Origin of the sequence: Psychrobacter sp. W2-37-MNA-CIBAN-0211 (assembly GCF_040309405.1) — a bacterium.
Taxonomy (GTDB): domain Bacteria; phylum Pseudomonadota; class Gammaproteobacteria; order Pseudomonadales; family Moraxellaceae; genus Psychrobacter; species Psychrobacter glaciei.
Map to the genome: position 1 here is coordinate 646,834 of NZ_JBEOOU010000001.1, position 19,563 is coordinate 666,396.

A 19,563-nucleotide genomic window follows, 5' to 3' on the forward strand; every position below is an offset into this window, starting at 1 on the left:
ATTTAATTTAGTGTGCTTAAAAATCCAATCAAGGCCTTTTCTTCACAACTTTGATATTTTTTCGTCCTTCCACGGCGCGCTTGTTTGTAAGGCTCAAAAAACTGCCCTGCCAAAAAACATTCAATGACAATGGGATGAATATACGAGGCACGGCATACGGTCGGTGTATTACCCAGCTCTGCTGCCACGCTTTTTACCATATCAGTGACCAGCTGTTGACGCTCAGCGCTTTCTGGTGCACTGGCAAGTATGCTAGCGCCTGCTATCGTTTGTAGCTCGTCATGTAGATAGCTTGCTGCGAGCACACTTGCCATCCATGTGCGAAAATCCTTTGCACTATATAGCTTGCTTTCGCAGTCCATACCGCTAGTATGCATTCGCAAATAATCATTGATATCGGCACTGTCGACGATTTGCTTATGTCCATCGTCATCTAAGTATTTGAATATCTGATAGCCCGGTAGCTCAGAACATGCCTGCACAATATCTATCAAACGCTCGTCTTGCAGCTCAATATGATGCTCCTTTGCGCTTTTTCCGACAAAATCAAATGCCAATCCATTGTCCGTTTCGCTCACGTGTTTGCTACGTAATGTGCTCAGCCCATAACTTTTATTTTGCTTGGCATAGCGACTATTGCCAATACGAATCAAGGTGGTCTCAAGTAACTTAACCACTGCAGCGAGCACATTGGTACGAGACAATGATTCTGCCTCTAAGTCTTTTTCAACCTGCGCTCGTAGATTGGGTAACGCCTCTGCGAAGCCTATCATCGCATCGAATTTGGCTTGATCACGAATGTTATTCCATGACGGATGATACAAATACTGCTTACGGGATTTTTCATCTCGTCCTGTCGATTGTAGATGGCCTTTTTCATCTTGGCAGATCCAAACCTCTGACCACATTGGTGGTATCACCAGCGCATCAAAACGCTGGCGCAATGCTTTGTCTTTGACGGTTTTACCAGTGGTGTCTTTGTAAGTAAAACCACGACCCCAACGTCTGCGCGCATAACCGGGCTCATCGTCACTCACATAGCGCAGATTAGCGCGGCTGGCAAGATACTCATAATCATGGCGCACATCTCTTATCATTGTTTGCTCGCCTGCCTTAGTCATAGAGTCGTACACCTTTGAAAAGTAATTGTTTTAGAATAATTAATTGCTTTTATTTTTGCTGTTTGTTTGGCACAGATAAAGTGTAATGCTGTGTAAAAAATGCACCATAAAAAGCTTATCAATTATGATTTTCTAAGTTATAATTAAACATATGTCCATCAATAAAACTAAGTAAAAACCTATGGAAAATCCTTCTATAAAAATCACGCCATTATCTAATGCAGATTACGACCTTTGGTTAGTGTTGTGGCAATGCTATCTAACATTTTATGAAACCCATTTGCCAATGAGCACAACTGATACAACATGGCGCAATTTGCTAGATAGTAATGTACCTATTTATGGATTTGGGGCATGGCAGGATGATACGCTGGTAGGTATTACCCATGTGGTGCTGCATCCCAATACTTGGAATAGTACCGAATGTTGCTACTTGGAGGACTTGTACGTTAATGAATCTGTACGTGGGCAAGGCGTAGGACGCGCATTGATTGAACAGGTCTATGACTTTGCCAATAAGAAAGACTGCAACCGTGTCTATTGGACCACTCAAGAAGGTAACATTGCAGCGCGGAAACTCTATGATGCAATCGCCACCCAAACGGATATGGTGCAATACCGTAAAAACTTATAACCTTGATTAGGACGTGTCTTCAATTCACTCGATAGTCACCTAAATGGGCTAAAGATAACTAAATTTCTCTCAAAAAATACTCACAAAAAAACGCCAAGCATAAAATACTTGGCGTTGATTGTTCTGATAGAAAGACTTAGAGACTATTATTTACCATACACACATAAATAAGCGGTTTCGACTTCTACTTTAACATTGAACTTTTTATCGGCTTCAACGGTAAATTGCTCGCCAGCATTAAAGGTTTGCCACTCGTCACTCTCTGGTAGCTTGACGGTCAGTGCACCGCTGACCACACTCATGGTCTCAAATTCGCTGGTGCCAAACTCATACTCACCAATGGACATGACGCCGACAGTCGCAGGCTTAGTCGCTGTCTGAAAAGCAATAGAAGTTACTTTATCATCAAAATAATTATTAACGCTTGGCATAATTTTTCCTTAAGTAAATTTTGATTAATATTTTAAAACGCTCTTTATAGTCCCGCTTTTAGACTTGCTTCAATAAACTGATCAAGGTCGCCATCTAGTACCGCACCGGTGTTAAAGGTTTCGACGCCAGTACGCAAATCTTTAATACGCGAGTCATCGAGCACATAAGAGCGGATTTGACTGCCCCAACCGACGTCGGACTTGCCATCTTCAACCGCTTGCTGGGATTCCATACGCTTTTGCATCTCTAGCTCATAGAGCTTAGCACGCAACATTTTCATCGCGGTGGCTTTGTTACCATGTTGGCTACGCTCGTTCTGACAAGTGACCACCACGCCACTTGGCTCGTGGGTGATACGTACCGCAGAATCGGTGGTGTTTACGTGCTGACCACCCGCACCCGATGAGCGATAAGTATCGATACGCAAATCCGCTGGATTGATGTCAATTTCGATATTATCATCAATTTCAGGTGAGACAAAAACGGCAGCAAATGAGGTATGACGACCATTATTGCTATCAAATGGTGACTTACGTACCAAGCGATGCACGCCAATTTCGGTACGCAACCAACCAAACGCATAGTCGCCTTTGATCTCAATCGTTGCCGACTTAATACCAGCCACGCTACCAGACGACACTTCAATCACGTCTACTTTGAAGCCATGTGCTTCTGCCCAGCGTGTATACATGCGAAGTAGCATCTCTGCCCAATCTTGCGCTTCAGTACCACCACTACCCGACTGAATATCTAGGTAGCAGTTATTCGGATCCATCTCACCGCTGAACATCCGGCGGAACTCTAAATCAGCAACGCGTTTTTCAGCATTATCCAGCTCGCTTTGCACGTCAGCAAGCAACGACTCATCTTCTGCTTCTACCGCCAGCTCTAGCATAGCGGACGCATCTTCTAATGTGCTCTCAAGCGAAACGACGACATCGATGACCCCATCAAGATGACTTTTTTCTTTATTAATTTTGGTCGCACGCTCTGGATCGTTCCAAATATCGGGGTTTTCTAATTCTAAATTGACCTCTTCTAAGCGTTCTTGCTTACCATCGAAGTCAAAGATACCTCCGCAAATCCTGCCCACGCTCTGATAAATCTTTAATTTGTTCTTGATACGGATTGATTTCCATAAAGGTTCCTGTTTTTTTAAATAAGTGTCTAACGAATCTGCCGCTATTTTAAATGAGATTGATGCTAAACGCTTGGCTAATTACGACTGCCTCTACGTTAACGCGCTTTAAATTGCCTAAATTGACCAATCTTCCACTGCCCAGCGATGCGCTAACGCATGTGCATGTAGGGCATCATCAGGTGACACACAAATCGCCACATCTGCCCATTCGAGCAACGGAATGTCGTTTTTAGAGTCTGAGTAGGCATAGGTTTTATCAAAGCTCACGCCTACTGATTTTTGCTTATCAAGCCATTTATTAAGGTGATAAATCTTACCTTCTTTAAAGTTGGGCTGGTCTGTTAATTTACCCGTATAGCGTTCGTTTTTTATTTCGAGCGGGGTCGATAACACATTGGCAGCTTCAATACCGAAACGTTTGGCAATGGCAGAAACCACAAAGTCATTGGTCGCAGAAATAATCACCACATCATGCCCTTGCTCAACATGCTGACACAGTACTTCAATCGCTTTTGGGCGAATATGCGGCTCGATTTCGCTTTTGATATAGTCTTCACGCAGCTCATGCAACCGTGCTAATGGCAATGTGGTCAAAAACTGGGCGACAAATTCATTGTATTCTGTGGCATCTAGCGTACCTTCGATATACTGCTCATAAAATGCTTGGTTAGCCGTGCGATATTGCGCCTCATCTACCAGCCCATTATTGACGATATACTCACCCCATAGATAGTCGCTGTCGACATCGAGTAGTGTGTGATCTAAATCAAATAGTGCCAGTTGTTTTTGTGGCTTTGGTTGGTTTTGTGCTGGATTTGCCTGCATGGTGAGACCTTATCGTTGTTTGCTAAAAAATACCAAGAACTGAAGAAAAAATATAAATAGTTTAGGACACGCCCTAACAAGACCGTCAATTAAATCACGGCTCAAATCGAACCAGAACCATCTTATCCCGTTAATCCGGCATCGCTATTTCAGTCAGACCTTCCTTATAAGTCTCACAGAGTTGAGCATAGTGGTGTGCTGACATTTTTAGCATGGCGGCTTGTTCATCGGTCAGCGTCTTGACGACTTTTGCAGGCGCGCCCATCACCAGTGAATTGTCTGGAATAATCTGACCTTCAGTGATCAAGGCTTTGGCCCCAATGAGACAGTTTTTGCCGATTTTGGCATTATTAAGTATCACAGCACCAATGCCAATCAAACTGTTATCACCGATCTCGCAACCATGTAGCATAGCTAGGTGACCAACAGTGACATAATCACCAATGTTGGCTGCGATACCTAAATCAGTATGAATAACGCTGTTTTCTTGCACATTGCTATAATCACCAATATGAATGTGACCAACATCGCCGCGTATCACTGCACCAAACCAAACGCTGGCTTTATGCCCTAAATATACATCACCGATCACTTGTGCTGAGTCTGCCACCCAACCGTTGAATGGCACTGCAAACTTAGGGGTTTTGTCTAAATATTGATAAATCATAACGATTCCTTGTCATCTTCATTATAGTTATAAAAACTGGGTTTATCGCTGCGCTGTCCATTGTGGCAAAGCCCACTGCTAAAATCCAGCGCTATTAATGGACGCTTGATTTCGAATTTGATAAAAGAAGAAATAATTTATGGCTACTTAGGCTATTTTCTGATTTATTGTTATTGCCTATATAATGACTATTAATCCAAGGAATCGGCTAGCCATAGCACCCTATTTTGTATATAATACGCAAAATCTGTGCCTAAGCGAGCGGACATGATGCAAGTTACCTATTCACTATCTAGTGGGTTTTGTAGTTTTCATCAATAATGTCTTCTCGCTTTTTTGTGGAAAAATTTTGTATATCGCCCTTTTATTACCTTTATATGGCAATAGTCAGATACCGTAAATAAAGGGATACGGAGCAATATTTCGACCAGCAAAACATGATGGCACTCACCAATAATAGCGGAGGCAACCCTTGAATTCATCGGCAGAAATACAAGCAATTTTGGCATTAGCAGACGGTACGATTTTTCGTGGTATCAGTATCGGCAGTCTCGGTCATCGTGTCGGTGAGGTGGTTTTTAATACAGCCATGACAGGGTATCAAGAAATCCTAACTGACCCAAGTTATGCGCGTCAGCTAGTCACCCTCACCTATCCGCACATTGGCAATACTGGTACTAATAGCGAGGACACAGAGTCTGGCAATGGTCACAAAGTTTGGGCAGATGGTCTTATTATCCGTGATGCCACCATGGTTACTTCAAATTTTCGTAACTCAGAGTCATTAAGCGACTATTTGCAGAGTCATAATACCGTCGCTATCGCTGAAATTGATACGCGTCAATTGACTCGCCTACTACGTGATAAAGGCGCTCAAAACGGCTGTATCATGACCGCCTCTAACGGCGAGACTATCAGCACAGATGACGAGCAGCAAGCCATTAAACTGGCGCAAGCGTTTGCTGGTATCGAAGGCATGGACTTGGCAAAAGAATGCTGCACTAAAGAGAACTTCGAATGGACAGCGGGTTCATGGGACTTATCAGATACCCTACTCAACCGTGATGCTGTTGGCAGCCACGATAGTGGTACAGGTGGTTTCTTTAAGCAATTAAACACGCACGTTGAGCACAAATTCAATGTAGTCGCTTATGACTTTGGTACCAAAACCAATATCCTACGTATGCTGGTTGATCGCGGCTGCCATGTGACCGTTGTACCAGCACAAACGCCTATCGCAGACGTGCTAGCGATGAATCCAGACGGTATCTTCTTATCAAACGGTCCTGGTGACCCTGCTGCTTGTGATTATGCCATCGATGCGGTGCGTCACATCATTGAGCAAACTGACGTGCCAACCTTTGGTATCTGTTTAGGTCATCAGCTGGTCGGTCTTGCCAGCGGTGCAAACACCATCAAGATGAAAACAGGACATCATGGCGCTAACCATCCAGTACAAGACTTGGCAACTGGCACGGTTATGATTACCAGTCAAAACCATGGTTTCGCGGTTGATGAAGACACGCTACCAGACAACGTTAAATCTACCCATCGCTCATTATTCGATGGTACCAACCAAGGGATTGAGCTGACCAACAAGCCAGTATTTAGTTTCCAAGGTCACCCAGAAGCCAGCCCTGGCCCGCATGATTGCGCGCCATTGTTTGATAAGTTTGCAGAGATGATGGCAACTGCTAAATCATGAGAAACTTTATCAAAAATGGCTTTTTGATTGGAATATTAGCAATTAGTTTGTCGGCATGCACTACCACCAAACCAATTGTTGACCATCTTAACCTACAAGATCAGCAGAAATTGACTGTGCCTAATGCTGAGGCAACAAGCAAGCCAGAACTGAGCTTTGAAAACAAAAAAGAGTTATTAGCAGAAAAAATTAGGCTTGCTGATTTTTCTATTAGAGCAATAAGCGATCCTAAGTTTGTTAATGCTCTATTATCTGATGATATTAGCCTGAAAGAAGAAAAACAGTGCGTTTTCAATAATATCGATAGAGAAGCTTTCTATGATCTCTCTAGTAGTATGATTGAAGAGTTAGTAGCTAAGAACCCTGAACATATTGATTTATATTTAGGCAAACTAGATTTACTCATCTCTATCGCTGATACTTTCTATAGTTCTCCAAATGCTATTGAGTTTGATGAGAAGGATTTATCGGCTTCTCCTGCACTGAGTCTTCTCCCAGAGAAAGAGGCTTCAGTGTTCAAAGAAATGATTGTAGATGAACGCTATAAAGACTTATTAGTTTCAGTAGGTCAGCCAGTCAAAGAAGATGGTTCTATTTTTGATTCCGCCTCTATGAAATTTTTTCTTTTAGGAGTTTTTGTAGGAGACTCTGAAAATAAGTGCAAGCTTGCACGCTGAATATTTTTAGAGAAAGCATCTTTGAAGATATTATGATTTTGGGTTAAAAAACACAGCACCGTAAAAACTAGGCTTATTACTAAATACTTTGTAAATCTAAACCGCCAAAATAGGACTTAAAAATATTATGCCAAAACGTACCGACATAAAAAGCATTCTTATCATTGGCGCCGGCCCCATCGTCATCGGTCAAGCTTGTGAGTTTGACTATTCAGGCGCGCAGGCGTGTAAAGCACTAAAAGAAGAAGGTTACCGCGTCATCTTGGTCAATTCAAACCCTGCGACCATCATGACTGACCCTGCCATGGCGGATGCCACCTATATTGAGCCAATTACTTGGCAAACGGTTGAGCAAATCATCGCCAAAGAACGTCCTGATGCTATTTTGCCAACGATGGGTGGTCAGACCGCTCTAAACTGTGCACTAGAGTTGGACAAGCATGGCGTATTAACCAAGTACAACTGCGAGTTGATTGGCGCGACCAAAGACTCAATCGAGATGGCAGAAGATCGCAACTTATTTGATAAAGCCATGAAACGTATCGGCCTTGAGTGTCCACGCGCTGAAACTGCCGAAACCATGGAAGAAGCATTTGCGACCCAAGAAAAAATGGGCTATCCGTGTATCATTCGCCCTTCATTCACGATGGGTGGTTCAGGTGGTGGTATCGCGTATAACCGCGATGAGTTCATCGAGATTTGCGAGCGCGGCTTTGACTTATCACCAAACCATCAGCTACTTATCGATGAGTCACTAATCGGTTGGAAAGAGTACGAGATGGAAGTGGTTCGTGACAAAAACGACAACTGCATCATCATCTGTGCGATTGAGAACTTTGACCCAATGGGTGTGCACACAGGCGACTCTATCACAGTTGCACCAGCACAAACCTTGACGGACAAAGAATACCAAATCATGCGTAATGCGTCATTAGCCGTACTGCGTGAGATCGGTGTGGAAACAGGCGGCTCAAACGTCCAGTTCGGTATCAACCCTGATACGGGTCGCATGGTCGTCATCGAAATGAACCCACGTGTATCACGCTCATCTGCCCTAGCCTCAAAAGCCACTGGCTTCCCGATTGCGAAAATCGCGGCCAAATTAGCCGTTGGTTATACGCTAGATGAATTGCAAAACGACATTACTGGTGGCAAAACGCCAGCCAGCTTTGAGCCTGCGCTTGATTATGTTGTGACCAAAATCCCACGTTTTAACTTTGAGAAATTCCCACAAGCCGATAGTGTTTTATCAACGCAGATGAAATCAGTCGGTGAAGTCATGGCGATTGGTCGTAACTTCCAAGAATCGATGCAAAAAGCATTACGTGGTATGGAAACTGGCAATGATGGTTTTGATGAGCAAATCGACTTTGCCGCTATCAAAGACGGTAGCCTTAGTACTGATAAAGCTCGTAGCGAGATTCATAATCGCTTAACCATTCCAACCCCTGAACGCATTTATTACATTGCGGATGCTTTCCGTATCGGTATGAGCGTCGATGAGGTCTTTAACTTAACCAAAATCGACCCATGGTTCTTGGTACAAATCGAAGACATCGTGAAAACCGAAGCGCAAGTTAAAGCGTTAGGCTTTGGCGGCTTAAATGAGAAAAACCTACGTAGCTTTAAACGTAAAGGTTTGTCAGATTTACGTTTGGCTAAATTGCTGGGTGTCTCACAAAAGCAGCTACGCAAAAAGCGTTGGGATCTAAACGTCTATCCAGTCTATAAGCGCGTCGATACCTGCGCGGCAGAGTTTGCCACCAGCACCGCTTATATGTACTCAACGTACGATAGTGAATGTGAAGCCAATCCAACCAATAACAAGAAAATTATGGTCATCGGTGGTGGTCCAAACCGTATCGGTCAAGGCATCGAGTTTGACTATTGCTGTGTACACGCAGCCCTTGCCATGCGCGAAGACGGCTACGAGACCATCATGGTCAACTGTAACCCTGAAACCGTTTCAACCGATTATGACACCTCTGACCGTCTCTACTTTGAGCCAATCACGCTTGAAGACGTGCTTGAAATCGTCCGTATCGAAAATCCTGATGGTGTTATCGTACAGTTCGGCGGTCAAACACCTTTGAAACTGGCCCGTGCTCTTGAAGCTGCTGGCGTCAAAATCATTGGTACGAGTCCTGATGCGATTGACCGCGCAGAAGATCGCGAACGCTTCCAGCACATGATTCAGCAACTGAATCTTATTCAACCAACCAATGCCTTGGCGACTAGCTTAGAAGATGGTTTGGTCAAAGCAAAAGACGTTGGCTATCCATTGGTTGTACGCCCATCATATGTACTTGGTGGTCGCGCGATGGAAATCGTCTACAACGAAGATGAGCTAAGACATTACCTACGTACTGCGGTACAAGCATCAAACGAAGCGCCAGTATTGCTCGATCGCTTTTTGGATGATGCCATCGAAGTTGATGTTGACTGTGTCAGCGACGGCACCGATGTGGTGATTGGCGGTATCATGCAGCATATCGAACAAGCGGGTGTTCACTCTGGTGACTCAGCCTGTTCATTGCCGCCTTACTCGTTATCTAAAGAGTTATGCGATGTCATGCGCGCGCAAACCGTTGCCATGGCAAAAGAGCTTGGTGTCATCGGTCTGATGAACGTACAGTTTGCGGTAAAAGGTGAAACGGTTTATATCTTAGAAGTAAACCCACGTGCTGCCCGTACCGTACCGTTTGTCTCTAAATGTATCGGTACGTCGTTAGCACAGATTGCTGCTCGCTGTATGGCTGGCACCTCGCTAAAAGACCAAGGATTTACCACTGAGATTGTTCCGGCATTCTTTGCGGTCAAAGAAGCGGTATTCCCGTTTGCTAAATTCCCTGGTGTTGATCCAATCTTGAGCCCTGAGATGAAATCAACCGGTGAAGTCATGGGTGTGGGCAAAACCTTTGGAGAAGCATTCTACAAAGCGGTCATCGGTAGTAATGAGCGTCTGCCAGGCTTGCCGACTGAAGGCGAAACCAAAACCGTCTTTATCTCGGTGCGTGATAGCGACAAAGCGCAAATCGCTCCAATCGCTCGTCAGCTCGCAGGCTTTGGTTTTAACATCGTCTCAACCACGGGTACGCAAAAGATATTGAGCGACGCCGGTATTGAGTGCAAGCAAATTAACAAAGTCACTGAAGGCCGCCCGCATATCGTTGACGCCTTGAAAAATGGCAAGATCGACCTTATCATCAACACGACTGAAGGTAAGCAGGCACAAGAGGATTCATTCTCTATTCGCCGTAGCGCGCTACAGGGCAAAGTATTCTATGTCACCACCTTGGGTGCGGCAGATGCGGTTTGTAAATCTTATACGATTGACTTGCCATTTGAAGTTTACAAACTGCAAGATTTGCATGAGCAAGCAAAGACTATTGACGTGGCTGAATAATTTCAGTAGATTAAGCATAACCGTTAGGCTTACTCAATCGCTTATTCGAGACTGATTAATCGTTTTAACATGACAACAGTGCTTAAAGACGATACCTTTGACATGGTAGAACCAAAAAGCAACATGATAGACCCAAAAGCATAGTGGCTAAACTGCGACTATGCTTTTTATTACGTAAGCTTAAGTGCGTATGGTATTGAAATTAATGACTTATAATTGACAGATAATGTATTTGTCAAACACGCTCAACATCACCCTTTTATATTTTATACCCATTGCAATGATCCCAACACCATCTCACTATTCACTAGGAGTAGGAGGTGGTGTGGTGTTATTGGTTTAAGGAAAAAACATGCAACGTTATCCCATGACTCCGCAAGGACACGCGGCTTTAGAAGCCGAATTGAAACAGTTAAAAAGCATCGACCGTCCACGCATTACCGCTTCTATTGCTGAAGCACGTGAACACGGCGATCTCAAAGAAAATGCTGAATATCACGCCGCTCGCGAGCAGCAAGGATTTTGTGAAGCCCGTATTCGTGATATCGAAGCCAAACTTGGCGGTGCTCAAGTCATCGACCCAGCGACTTTAACGCAAGAAGGTCGTGTGGTGTTCGGTGTGACCGTGGTGATTGAAAACATGGACACCGAAGAAGAAAAGCAATACAAAATCGTTGGTGATGATGAAGCCGACTTTAAAGCGGGCAAGATTTCGGTCAACTCACCGATTGCTCGTGGTCTGATCGGTAAGTTTGAAGGCGATGAAGTGCGTATCGAAACGCCTAAAGGTGTGGTCGAGTACGAATTGATGAAAGTTATCTACGACTAATAGCAGTCGTGATGATAAAAGTCTATTGCTACTTTTATTAACCGTCACTTTTAGACAGCAGCCCTTTTTATAACGACTGAGATAACCACTGAAATAATTATTAAAATAATCACCAACTGAATAGATCCATCGACTCGCCAAAAACGATACGACTCATACAATGCCGGTTACACAATGCCACTTTTCTAGTCTATTCGTTTTAGCGCATAATTGTTTAAGTTTGCAGTGTGGTGCATTTTTGCTGCACTTTTTCTAAAAATAATGATGGATTGATAGTTAATATTGACTATCGTCAGTACTGATACCCTCGTTATTTGGCATACTTTATGGTGTCATTTAACGGGGGTTTTTTATTTAGATGTGATTTATTGTTGTCTTGTAGTTGATTCAATTTAAAAGTAGTACAAGACAACCGAGTGTAGAGGTATATTTAATGCTTCAAGCGAGGTTAACGCAGTAATACTTTTATAGTGAAGTGACTATACTTACTGTTATTTTTGAGGAGTCTATTATGACCATGAAATCTTATACACCAATAGCAATAACCCCTACTGTATCGGCACTATTAGCAGGTATAGTACTTGCTGCATCTTCAGCCCATGCCGCACCTGAATTGACTATTAACGCATCTGCTGGCGGTAGCACCACTGTGGTCGAGCAATACTCTGATGGCAAAACAGCCACTATCACTGCGACACCGAACGGTATCACGATGCAGGATGGCATGCCTTATGCGGTGACTCAAGTAACGACTGTACCACGCTATGTGGTTCGCCAAGGTGTTAGTAATGGTATAAACAATACGGTCATTACTCAGGGCAGCACAACCGTCACTAGCGTACCTGTGACCAATCGAGCGACCAATACCGTCTCCAATGTCGACGTTATCACTACGCCCATCAGTACCGTGACCCAAGTATTACCTGTTGCAACTGCTACTCAATTGCCTGTTCTTAATGCACCAGCGACGACAGTTATCACCAATCAACCGGTAAGTAATCAAATAACAATGACTACTTTAGACACTTTACAGCTGACACCAACGTTTAGTACACCAGATGTCGTTAATGCACAAACCAAAGTCATGAAGATATTAAAAAATAAAGACGGTCGTGAAATGGCCGTGCCTGCCAATCATATCGCCCCCGGTGACGTCATCGAATACCACACTACTTATACCAACACCACCGCGCAACCAGTCAATGACATCAATGCGATGGTGTCATTACCAAATGGTGTGCAGCTGGTGTCATTAAACAGCCCACTACCAACGCTTGCGACAACGGGTGGCGACAGCTATCAAACCATTCAACAAGTGGGCAATACTGTCGTTATCAAAGAAAACTACTCTGGACTAAAATGGAACTTGGTCAACCTTGGTTCTAATGCAGCCCAAACTGTCGTTATACGTGCGAAGGTTCAGTAAAAGTATGCCATAAAAATCACCATCAATAACGCATTGATAATATTGTGGTACAGCATCATAAAAGTTAAGAATTAATAAAAGGTCTTACGCGCTATTTTTCTAGCCTGTGAGGCTTTTTTTATATCCGTACCTTATTCATTAACAACCGACCTTTTGCTATAGTGCTATTAATTCAAAACAAATATCTGGTAATTATTTGCATGTATAAACTTACTCCTCTCTATTCATTGGCTTTTATCATTTACGGCTGTATTTTGAGTTCTATATCTTGGGCTGAAGCTACCGAACCAAAATTTGACACTAGCTTTTATATGTCGAAAATTTGTACTGCATATATGAGTAAAGACGATCATGAATATTGCGATGATGGTTATATCGCTTAAAAGCGAAACCTTTGAAGACGGTCAAGTAAAAGAAACGATGCTTATGGATGGAATGGGTGGCTACGGTTGGAATCATACTTCACTTAAAAAAATCGATAAAGATACTTATCATGTTTATGTTGGCTGCGGCAATCCGTGCGGTGCTAATATGCTATTTGGTCGTGGCGGTGAGGAACAATACTTTGATTTGTATTTTGATATCGATGCAAAAAGCAGATGTACTGTTGAATATGATAATGACAAGAACCTATGGGTTGCCCGTCATTTTTTCTCCGATAAAGAAGTAGCTTTACCTTCAACTCATGGCAATAGTGAATCTGCGATTTATCCCAAGTACGATGTTGAGTTTGATAAAAAAGGACGTCTGATTGTTAAAAAAAACTTCTCAGAGGAAGTGGTTCAAACGTTGCCTAACCCCTGCTCCTCTAATTAAAAACCTCATGGATAGCACGACAACAGTTGTCGTATTAAATCTATATTTCTCTAATAATTACAGTGACTTACCTTTAGTTTTGATAAAATAGTCTTTCATTATTGCATTGGTAAATAGCGCTTATGGCAACCATCAATTACGAACGACTGCAAGGCAAGCTTAATATTTTAGCGGACGCTGCTAAGTATGACGTTTCTTGTTCCTCTTCCGCTGGTACGCGTAAAAACCAAGGCGGCGGTCTTGGTGATGCCTCAGCAACGGGTATTTGTCACAGCTACACCGAAGATGGGCGCTGCGTCAGCCTGCTAAAAATTCTGCTGACCAATCACTGTATTTATGACTGCGCTTATTGCACCTCGCGCAAAAGCAATGACACCCCACGCGCGGCCTTTAGTGTTGAGGAAGTCGTTGATTTAACCATGCAGTTTTATCGCCGTAATTATATCGAAGGGTTGTTTCTTAGCTCAGGCATCTTTAAAAGCGGCGATTATACGATGGAGCGCTTGGTCGAGGTCGCCAAGATATTACGTACTCGTGAGCGTTTTAACGGCTATATCCATCTAAAAACCATTCCGGGCGCGTCAAAAGAATTGCTGTTAGAAGCAGGGCTTTATGCTGATCGTTTAAGTGTTAATATCGAAATTCCGACTAAATCGGGCTTAGCTTTACTCGCACCAGAGAAGTCACATGATGAATTAAAAGCGCCAATGGAAACGGTCAAAGAAGAAATCATTACTATTCGTGAGAGCCGTAAAGCGCATAAAAAAGCACCGAAGTTTGTGCCAGCAGGTCAGACCAGTCAGATGATCGTCGGTGCGAGTAATGAGACTGACTTGCAGGTCATTCAGCTATCGAGTCATTTTTATAAGCAATATGATCTCAAGCGTGTTTATTATTCCGGCTATGTACCGATGCTGTCTGACAGCCGTTTGCCAGCGATTGGGACACCAGTGCCGATGGTGCGAGAGAATCGTCTCTATCAAGCCGATTGGCTGATGCGTTTCTATGGTTTTGGCGCGCATGAAATTGTTGAACCAGAATCGCCATTTTTGGACTTAGATTGCGATCCAAAATTGGCTTGGGCAATCCGCCATCGTGAGCATTTTCCGGTTAATATTCAAACCGCGACTTATGAGATGATTGTGCGCATCCCCGGTATCGGTACCAAGACGGCTAAAAAGATAGTGAAAGCACGCAAGTTTAATCAATTGACGCTATATCATTTAAAAAAGATGGGCGCGGCGGTCAACCGTGCCAAATACTTTATTGCCACCACCGGTAAAAATGAACATCTCGCCCACTTAACCCGCGATAACTTCCGTCAGTACGTACTGGCACAAACGCAGACTAAGTATAAAGATCAGCGCAGCGGCCAGTTGGCGCTGTTTTAATGAGTACGGTTTTGATTGCCACTATTTTAAATAGGAACATAAATGTCACAACTGATGCAAAGCCATGACTATATTGTCGGTCACTTAACGCCCGGTATTGTGCTTTATGAGCCAAGTTTTGAAGGTTGGCTCAGTGCCGTTTTTTATGTCTATGCCAATCGGTTACAAGAAGATCAATCTCTACAGTTAATTGCTCAGGATTCTTATGTGCCCTCATTGATTTCTGAAGCGAGCAGTGTTGCTACAGATGAAGACCATGCTGAACGCGTATTAACCAAGCTACATAAGCTATTGGGGCGTTCAGGTATGCGCAATATTCTGTGGGGATTTTTATCAGAAAAAGACAATATCGGTACGACATTGTTTCAGGTGATTAAATACGCTATTGACTACCCTAGCCGCCACATTATGGAAGACCTCGGTAACCTGAGTGTTTTGGAGTTAGTACAAACTGTCAAATCCGTCGGTCGTGAGAAGCATCGCATGGAAGCGTTTGTGCGTTTTGAGCATACGACCGATGATATTTATTTTGCCCGTGTTGAGCCTGACTTTAATGTGTTGCCTCTAATCGGAGAGCATTTTCGTCAGCGTTATCAAGACCAGCATTGGGCGATTTATGACCTGACTCGTAACTATGGCATCTATTATGATAAAAGTAATAGTACGCCCAAACGCCCCGCTGCCCTGCAAACGATCACTGACCTTGATGATGCGGTACTACGCAATCCTGCCAGCATCCATAGTCCTGACGAGCAGCGCTATCAAAGATTTTGGCAAGGTTACTTTACCAACGTCAATATCAAAGAGCGCAAAAACCCTAAGTTGCATAAACAGTATCTACCGCAGCGCTATTGGAAATACTTGAGTGAAAAGCAAGTACTGCCCAATGCTGAGCACCTGCAAAAACGACGCTAACGGCTCCTATAGGCTTTTAATCCCAGCATTTATACTTATATATTTTAAAAACCAGCTGTCTGTCATCATCTTTTTATCTTGATGGTTGAGTTTTTAGCGCTTTTAACTGACAATAGCAAATTGATATTACTAACCGGTGACCCACGCTATTATGAAAGTTATGCGCTTACTGTCGTCTTTGAAGCATGATGAATCCGAGCGCGGCATTTTTCATCTTGGGCGTGCATTGGTCAAAAATGAGCACACGTCTATCATTGTCTCAAGTGCTGATGAAGACAATGATTTGGTTAGGCGTCTCAAACGTGATGGCAATATATACCATCAGCTACACATGAATAAAAAATCTTGGCTGTCGTTGCTGCAAGTCTCATCGCTTCGACATCTGATTGAAAAGTACGAGCCTGATGTGATTCATGTACATTCGCGTACACCGGCATGGATATTACATTTGGCACTGCGCCGCGCACGAGTCAGGCGTTTGCCAAAGTTGGTCTCGACCATGTATGGTTTTTATCCTATTAATAAATACTCACAAGCGTTGCTCGATGTCGACACGATTATTACGGTGTCTGATAGTGTCACCAACTATCTAAAAAAGGGATTGCGCCGCGAAGATGTCGATCCTACGATCATTAAGCGCATCTACCGCGGTATCGACACCCGTCGCTATCCTTATCGGCACAATCCATCTGTCTATTGGCTACGGCACACTTTCGCTGAATATCCTGAGCTTGAGCATAAAAAGTGGCTGGTGTTTCCGACAGTGATTGGTAACGAATACGGTCAAGAATGGCTCATCGATATATTGGGCAATCTGCAAGAACAGTTTCCTAATATTCATGCCATCATTATGGACGATGATTTTAGAGATGGTGATGTCGCGCATGAAGATTTTCGCCAACGTAGCAATACATTGGAGCTGGCTGAGCGCATTACTTATGTGGGTAGTAAGCGTAATGATATGCGGGAATGGCTATCGGCGGCCAACATCGTTATGGCGCTTGCAAATGAGCCTGAATCTATTGGTATTAATGCCCTACAAGCCATCCATTTAGGCACGCCCGTTATTGGCTGGGATCAGGCAGCATTTAGTGAAATTCTACAGCCACTCTACCCGCAAGGCTTGGTAAAAAAATACAATGCCAATGCCCTATGCAAAGCCGTTAGGAACCAGCTAGAAAGTGTAACGCGTCCAGAGATGACCAACAAATTTACCATGCGCGAGATGATCGAAGAAACACTGGCGGTATATCAAGGTCTGTATGATGATGCACTTGCAGAAGAACAAGCGAAAGCCGATGCTATCGCAGTACGACGAATCAAAAAAAGTCTCAAAAAACCTGCTAAGCCTATTCTTAGTGTCGCCGTCAAAAACGTCGAACCCGTCAATAAAAATGCAACAGTAAAACTGAGCAAAGAAACGTCTAAAATAGTGGACACAGCAGAGATAGCCGAAGACCATCAAGAGCCATAGACGCCATGTATCATTCAATACGTGTAAAAGTGGACATGCACTTTTTGACAGTACATTTTAATTAAAAAAGGCCACTTCAAAAATAGAAGTAGCCTTATCAATACCAATCTGCTCTGAACCAACCTCAACATTATCGTCGGTTTACGCCTGACTTGATAAAATTTTTGGTGCGATTTTAGCAATCAGCAGCCCTAATAGTTGAATGTTCAACACGCCTTAGTCAAAGAAGTCTAAAACGGGTACAAGGCAGCCGACTGCAGATTGTACAATTAGTACATCTAAGGAGGGTAACGCCGTAGCCGTTTAGCAGTTCTCTGACTATAGCATGGGTTTAATACGTCGTTGGTGTATGTGCGCTGACAATGCGGGTCACGCTATCGGTGGGATTAATAAAGGTATGCGGCTGAGTGGTATCAATCACGTAGCTGTCGCCCTGATTTAACAAATAAGTGCTTTCTTCGATACGGATAATAATCTTACCTTCGATCACCGTACCAATCTCCTCCCCTTCGTGAGCAATTTTTTCTTCAGTTGAGCTATTGGGTTGATAGGTCTCAATCAAAAACCCTAGGTTTCTTGTCGTACTGCAGTTATATACTTGTTTTAACGACACTCTGCTATTGGGTTCATTGAGCTCTAACAAATCCTTTGGCGTCACAATGACTCTAGCCCTAGGCTCCTTCCACTCGTCGCTAAAAAACGTGGTCAGATCAGAACCTAGTACTGTCAAGATAGCCTTTAACGTATTGACCGCTGGACTGACCTTATTGCGTTCAATAGAGCTAATAGATGTGTTCGTCAATCCAGACATTTTGGCCAATTTACGTTGCGAGTAACCTTTCGCTAGACGCAGCTGGTTAATCTTTTTGCCAATGTCTTCCTTCAACGACTCATCTGCTTCAGAAGATGACGCCGTGTCAGAATCCATCAGTTCATCATCGATATCATCTATCTCGATATCAACTATATCTTTGTCATCGACACTATTAACATCGCTCTCAATACTATCAATATCAGTGACGGCAGTTTCTGCCTTACTTTTAGTCGTGCTATTCAGTTTGTGGTTCTCTGGCATGGTGAATAAATTCCGTGAATAGAAATTTGGACAAGTTATCTTGCACATAATTTAACTCAGGATGCCATTGTACACCAATCATAAATGGATGTTGCAATAAGCTGATCGCTTCGACCAAGCCATCAGGCGCTGACGCCTCAACCAATAAACGCGCGCCTACTTTATTGATTGCTTGTTTGTGTAATGAATTGACGTGCCATTTTTTACCAAATGCAGCCAGTCTCCCCTCAGGATGAATGATCACATCATGTACTGGCTGATATTGCACCTCAAGCGGTTGGGTGTTGTCTTCTAAATGTGGTTCATAAAACCCATCGACTTCACGCCAGTCAGGATGTAGCGTGCCATTAAAATGAACATTCATCTCTTGTAAACCTCGGCAAACTGCCAACAGAGGCATGTTTCTTTCATCTGCATAAGCCAACAATTTGAAACTCAGCTCATCACGGCCTAAGTCTTGTTTTGCCTCGACGTGCGTCGCGCCATAACGAGTTGGCGCGACATTGCTATAACTGCCCGTCAATAAAATTCCGTCTACCACTGCGAGCAACGCATCGAAGTTTTCGCTATCGGCAGCCGTATTTGGCAGCAGTATGGGATTGCCACCGTAGAAGTTTACTGCATCGATGTATTTTTGATATACCGCCTGTGCTGGCTGTCCATCAACCATCTTATGACAGGACACAATAGCAATAATAGGTCTGGAATTTTTCATATTATCTTCCCTAGTTATAATGAATAGACTTAATCCATCCATATTATTCATATCCTTTATTTATCTAAAATTTAACACAATGCCTCACAAAATGTAAACTATAAACTTCATTAATATCGATATTAGTATTAAAAAGGCCTTTTTGGGTTATTTTAAGATAATTTTAAATAAAAATTGACAACTATAGTTTTCATCCATATATTGGAAGTCATTACCGATATTACTAAACAGAGATTAACTTTTAGTTTTAATAATACTATTAAAAAAATTATCTCTAAGTGGCTAATACCATTGATAAAAAATGTCGGCTTTGG

The 19,563-nt window shown here is 43.1% G+C and carries 17 protein-coding genes; 10 read left to right on the forward strand and 7 right to left on the reverse strand.

The genetic code is table 11. The annotated features are described in order from the left end of the window. Positions 1-2: 2 nt before the first annotated feature. The gene (locus AAEY72_RS02690; protein ID WP_352309350.1) at positions 3-1,121 is read right to left on the reverse strand and encodes a DNA topoisomerase IB; all 1,119 of its coding nucleotides are present in this window, start codon (positions 1,119-1,121) and stop codon (positions 3-5) included. A gap of 181 nt (positions 1,122-1,302) precedes the next feature. Between AAEY72_RS02690 and AAEY72_RS02695 the strand changes: the two genes are divergently transcribed. Continuing rightward, positions 1,303-1,755: a GNAT family N-acetyltransferase gene (locus AAEY72_RS02695; RefSeq protein ID WP_352309351.1), complete on the forward strand. Its 453-nt coding sequence runs from the start codon at positions 1,303-1,305 to the stop codon at positions 1,753-1,755. A gap of 146 nt (positions 1,756-1,901) precedes the next feature. On the opposite strand, the gene ppnP is transcribed toward AAEY72_RS02695, so the two are convergent. The 4 genes from ppnP to AAEY72_RS02715 all read right to left on the reverse strand — a co-directional run bounded on the left by ppnP (position 1,902) and on the right by AAEY72_RS02715 (position 4,820). Beyond that, positions 1,902-2,186 carry a pyrimidine/purine nucleoside phosphorylase gene (gene ppnP, locus AAEY72_RS02700; RefSeq protein WP_240215622.1) on the reverse strand — a complete coding sequence of 95 codons (285 nt, stop codon included), beginning with the start codon at positions 2,184-2,186 and terminating at the stop codon, positions 1,902-1,904. A 44-nt stretch (positions 2,187-2,230) separates the two neighbouring features. After that, positions 2,231-3,326 (reverse strand): peptide chain release factor 2 gene (gene prfB / locus AAEY72_RS02705; protein ID WP_352309352.1). Its coding sequence is split into 2 segments (ribosomal slippage): positions 2,231-3,253 and positions 3,255-3,326, totalling 1,095 coding nucleotides; the frame shifts between segments, so codons are not numbered across the junction. 116 nt (positions 3,327-3,442) lie between these two features. Next, a complete protein-coding gene (locus AAEY72_RS02710; RefSeq protein WP_352309353.1) occupies positions 3,443-4,153 on the reverse strand; it encodes an HAD family hydrolase in 711 nt (236 codons plus the stop codon). A 130-nt stretch (positions 4,154-4,283) separates the two neighbouring features. Next, positions 4,284-4,820, reverse strand: a complete 537-nt coding sequence (locus tag AAEY72_RS02715; protein WP_201593460.1) for a gamma carbonic anhydrase family protein — start codon at positions 4,818-4,820, stop codon at positions 4,284-4,286. Between the two features lie 472 nt (positions 4,821-5,292). Between AAEY72_RS02715 and carA the strand changes: the two genes are divergently transcribed. From carA to AAEY72_RS02760, 9 genes are all read left to right on the forward strand, one after another. Then, positions 5,293-6,525 (forward strand): glutamine-hydrolyzing carbamoyl-phosphate synthase small subunit, encoded by a 1,233-nt coding sequence (gene carA / locus AAEY72_RS02720; protein ID WP_352309354.1) that lies wholly within the window; start codon positions 5,293-5,295, stop codon positions 6,523-6,525. Then, positions 6,522-7,202, forward strand: coding sequence for a hypothetical protein (locus AAEY72_RS02725; protein ID WP_352309356.1), 681 nt, complete (start codon positions 6,522-6,524; stop codon positions 7,200-7,202). Before carA ends, AAEY72_RS02725 begins: the two co-directional genes overlap by 4 nt. A gap of 127 nt (positions 7,203-7,329) precedes the next feature. Next, positions 7,330-10,608, forward strand: coding sequence for a carbamoyl-phosphate synthase large subunit (gene carB, locus AAEY72_RS02730; protein ID WP_352309357.1), 3,279 nt, complete (start codon positions 7,330-7,332; stop codon positions 10,606-10,608). A 352-nt stretch (positions 10,609-10,960) separates the two neighbouring features. Next, the gene (greA, locus tag AAEY72_RS02735; protein ID WP_189581294.1) at positions 10,961-11,437 is read left to right on the forward strand and encodes a transcription elongation factor GreA; all 477 of its coding nucleotides are present in this window, start codon (positions 10,961-10,963) and stop codon (positions 11,435-11,437) included. Between the two features lie 511 nt (positions 11,438-11,948). Continuing rightward, positions 11,949-12,863, forward strand: coding sequence for a hypothetical protein (locus AAEY72_RS02740; protein ID WP_352309358.1), 915 nt, complete (start codon positions 11,949-11,951; stop codon positions 12,861-12,863). Between the two features lie 351 nt (positions 12,864-13,214). Next, the gene (locus AAEY72_RS02745) at positions 13,215-13,679 is read left to right on the forward strand and encodes a hypothetical protein (RefSeq protein ID WP_352309359.1); all 465 of its coding nucleotides are present in this window, start codon (positions 13,215-13,217) and stop codon (positions 13,677-13,679) included. A 122-nt stretch (positions 13,680-13,801) separates the two neighbouring features. Continuing rightward, a complete protein-coding gene (locus AAEY72_RS02750) occupies positions 13,802-15,070 on the forward strand; it encodes a putative DNA modification/repair radical SAM protein (RefSeq protein ID WP_352309360.1) in 1,269 nt (422 codons plus the stop codon). Positions 15,071-15,112: 42 nt separating this feature from the next. Continuing rightward, positions 15,113-15,985 (forward strand): TIGR03915 family putative DNA repair protein, encoded by an 873-nt coding sequence (locus tag AAEY72_RS02755; protein ID WP_352309361.1) that lies wholly within the window; start codon positions 15,113-15,115, stop codon positions 15,983-15,985. Between the two features lie 151 nt (positions 15,986-16,136). Continuing rightward, positions 16,137-17,459, forward strand: coding sequence for a glycosyltransferase (locus tag AAEY72_RS02760; RefSeq protein ID WP_240215612.1), 1,323 nt, complete (start codon positions 16,137-16,139; stop codon positions 17,457-17,459). Positions 17,460-17,790: 331 nt separating this feature from the next. Here the strand turns inward: AAEY72_RS02760 and AAEY72_RS02765 are convergent, their stop codons facing one another. Together AAEY72_RS02765 and AAEY72_RS02770 are read right to left on the reverse strand one after the other, a co-directional pair. Then, a complete protein-coding gene (locus AAEY72_RS02765; RefSeq protein WP_352309362.1) occupies positions 17,791-18,534 on the reverse strand; it encodes a cupin domain-containing protein in 744 nt (247 codons plus the stop codon). Beyond that, positions 18,509-19,249 (reverse strand): gamma-glutamyl-gamma-aminobutyrate hydrolase family protein, encoded by a 741-nt coding sequence (locus tag AAEY72_RS02770; RefSeq protein WP_352309363.1) that lies wholly within the window; start codon positions 19,247-19,249, stop codon positions 18,509-18,511. The genes AAEY72_RS02765 and AAEY72_RS02770 overlap by 26 nt, the downstream gene beginning before the upstream one ends. Positions 19,250-19,563 lie beyond the last annotated feature (314 nt).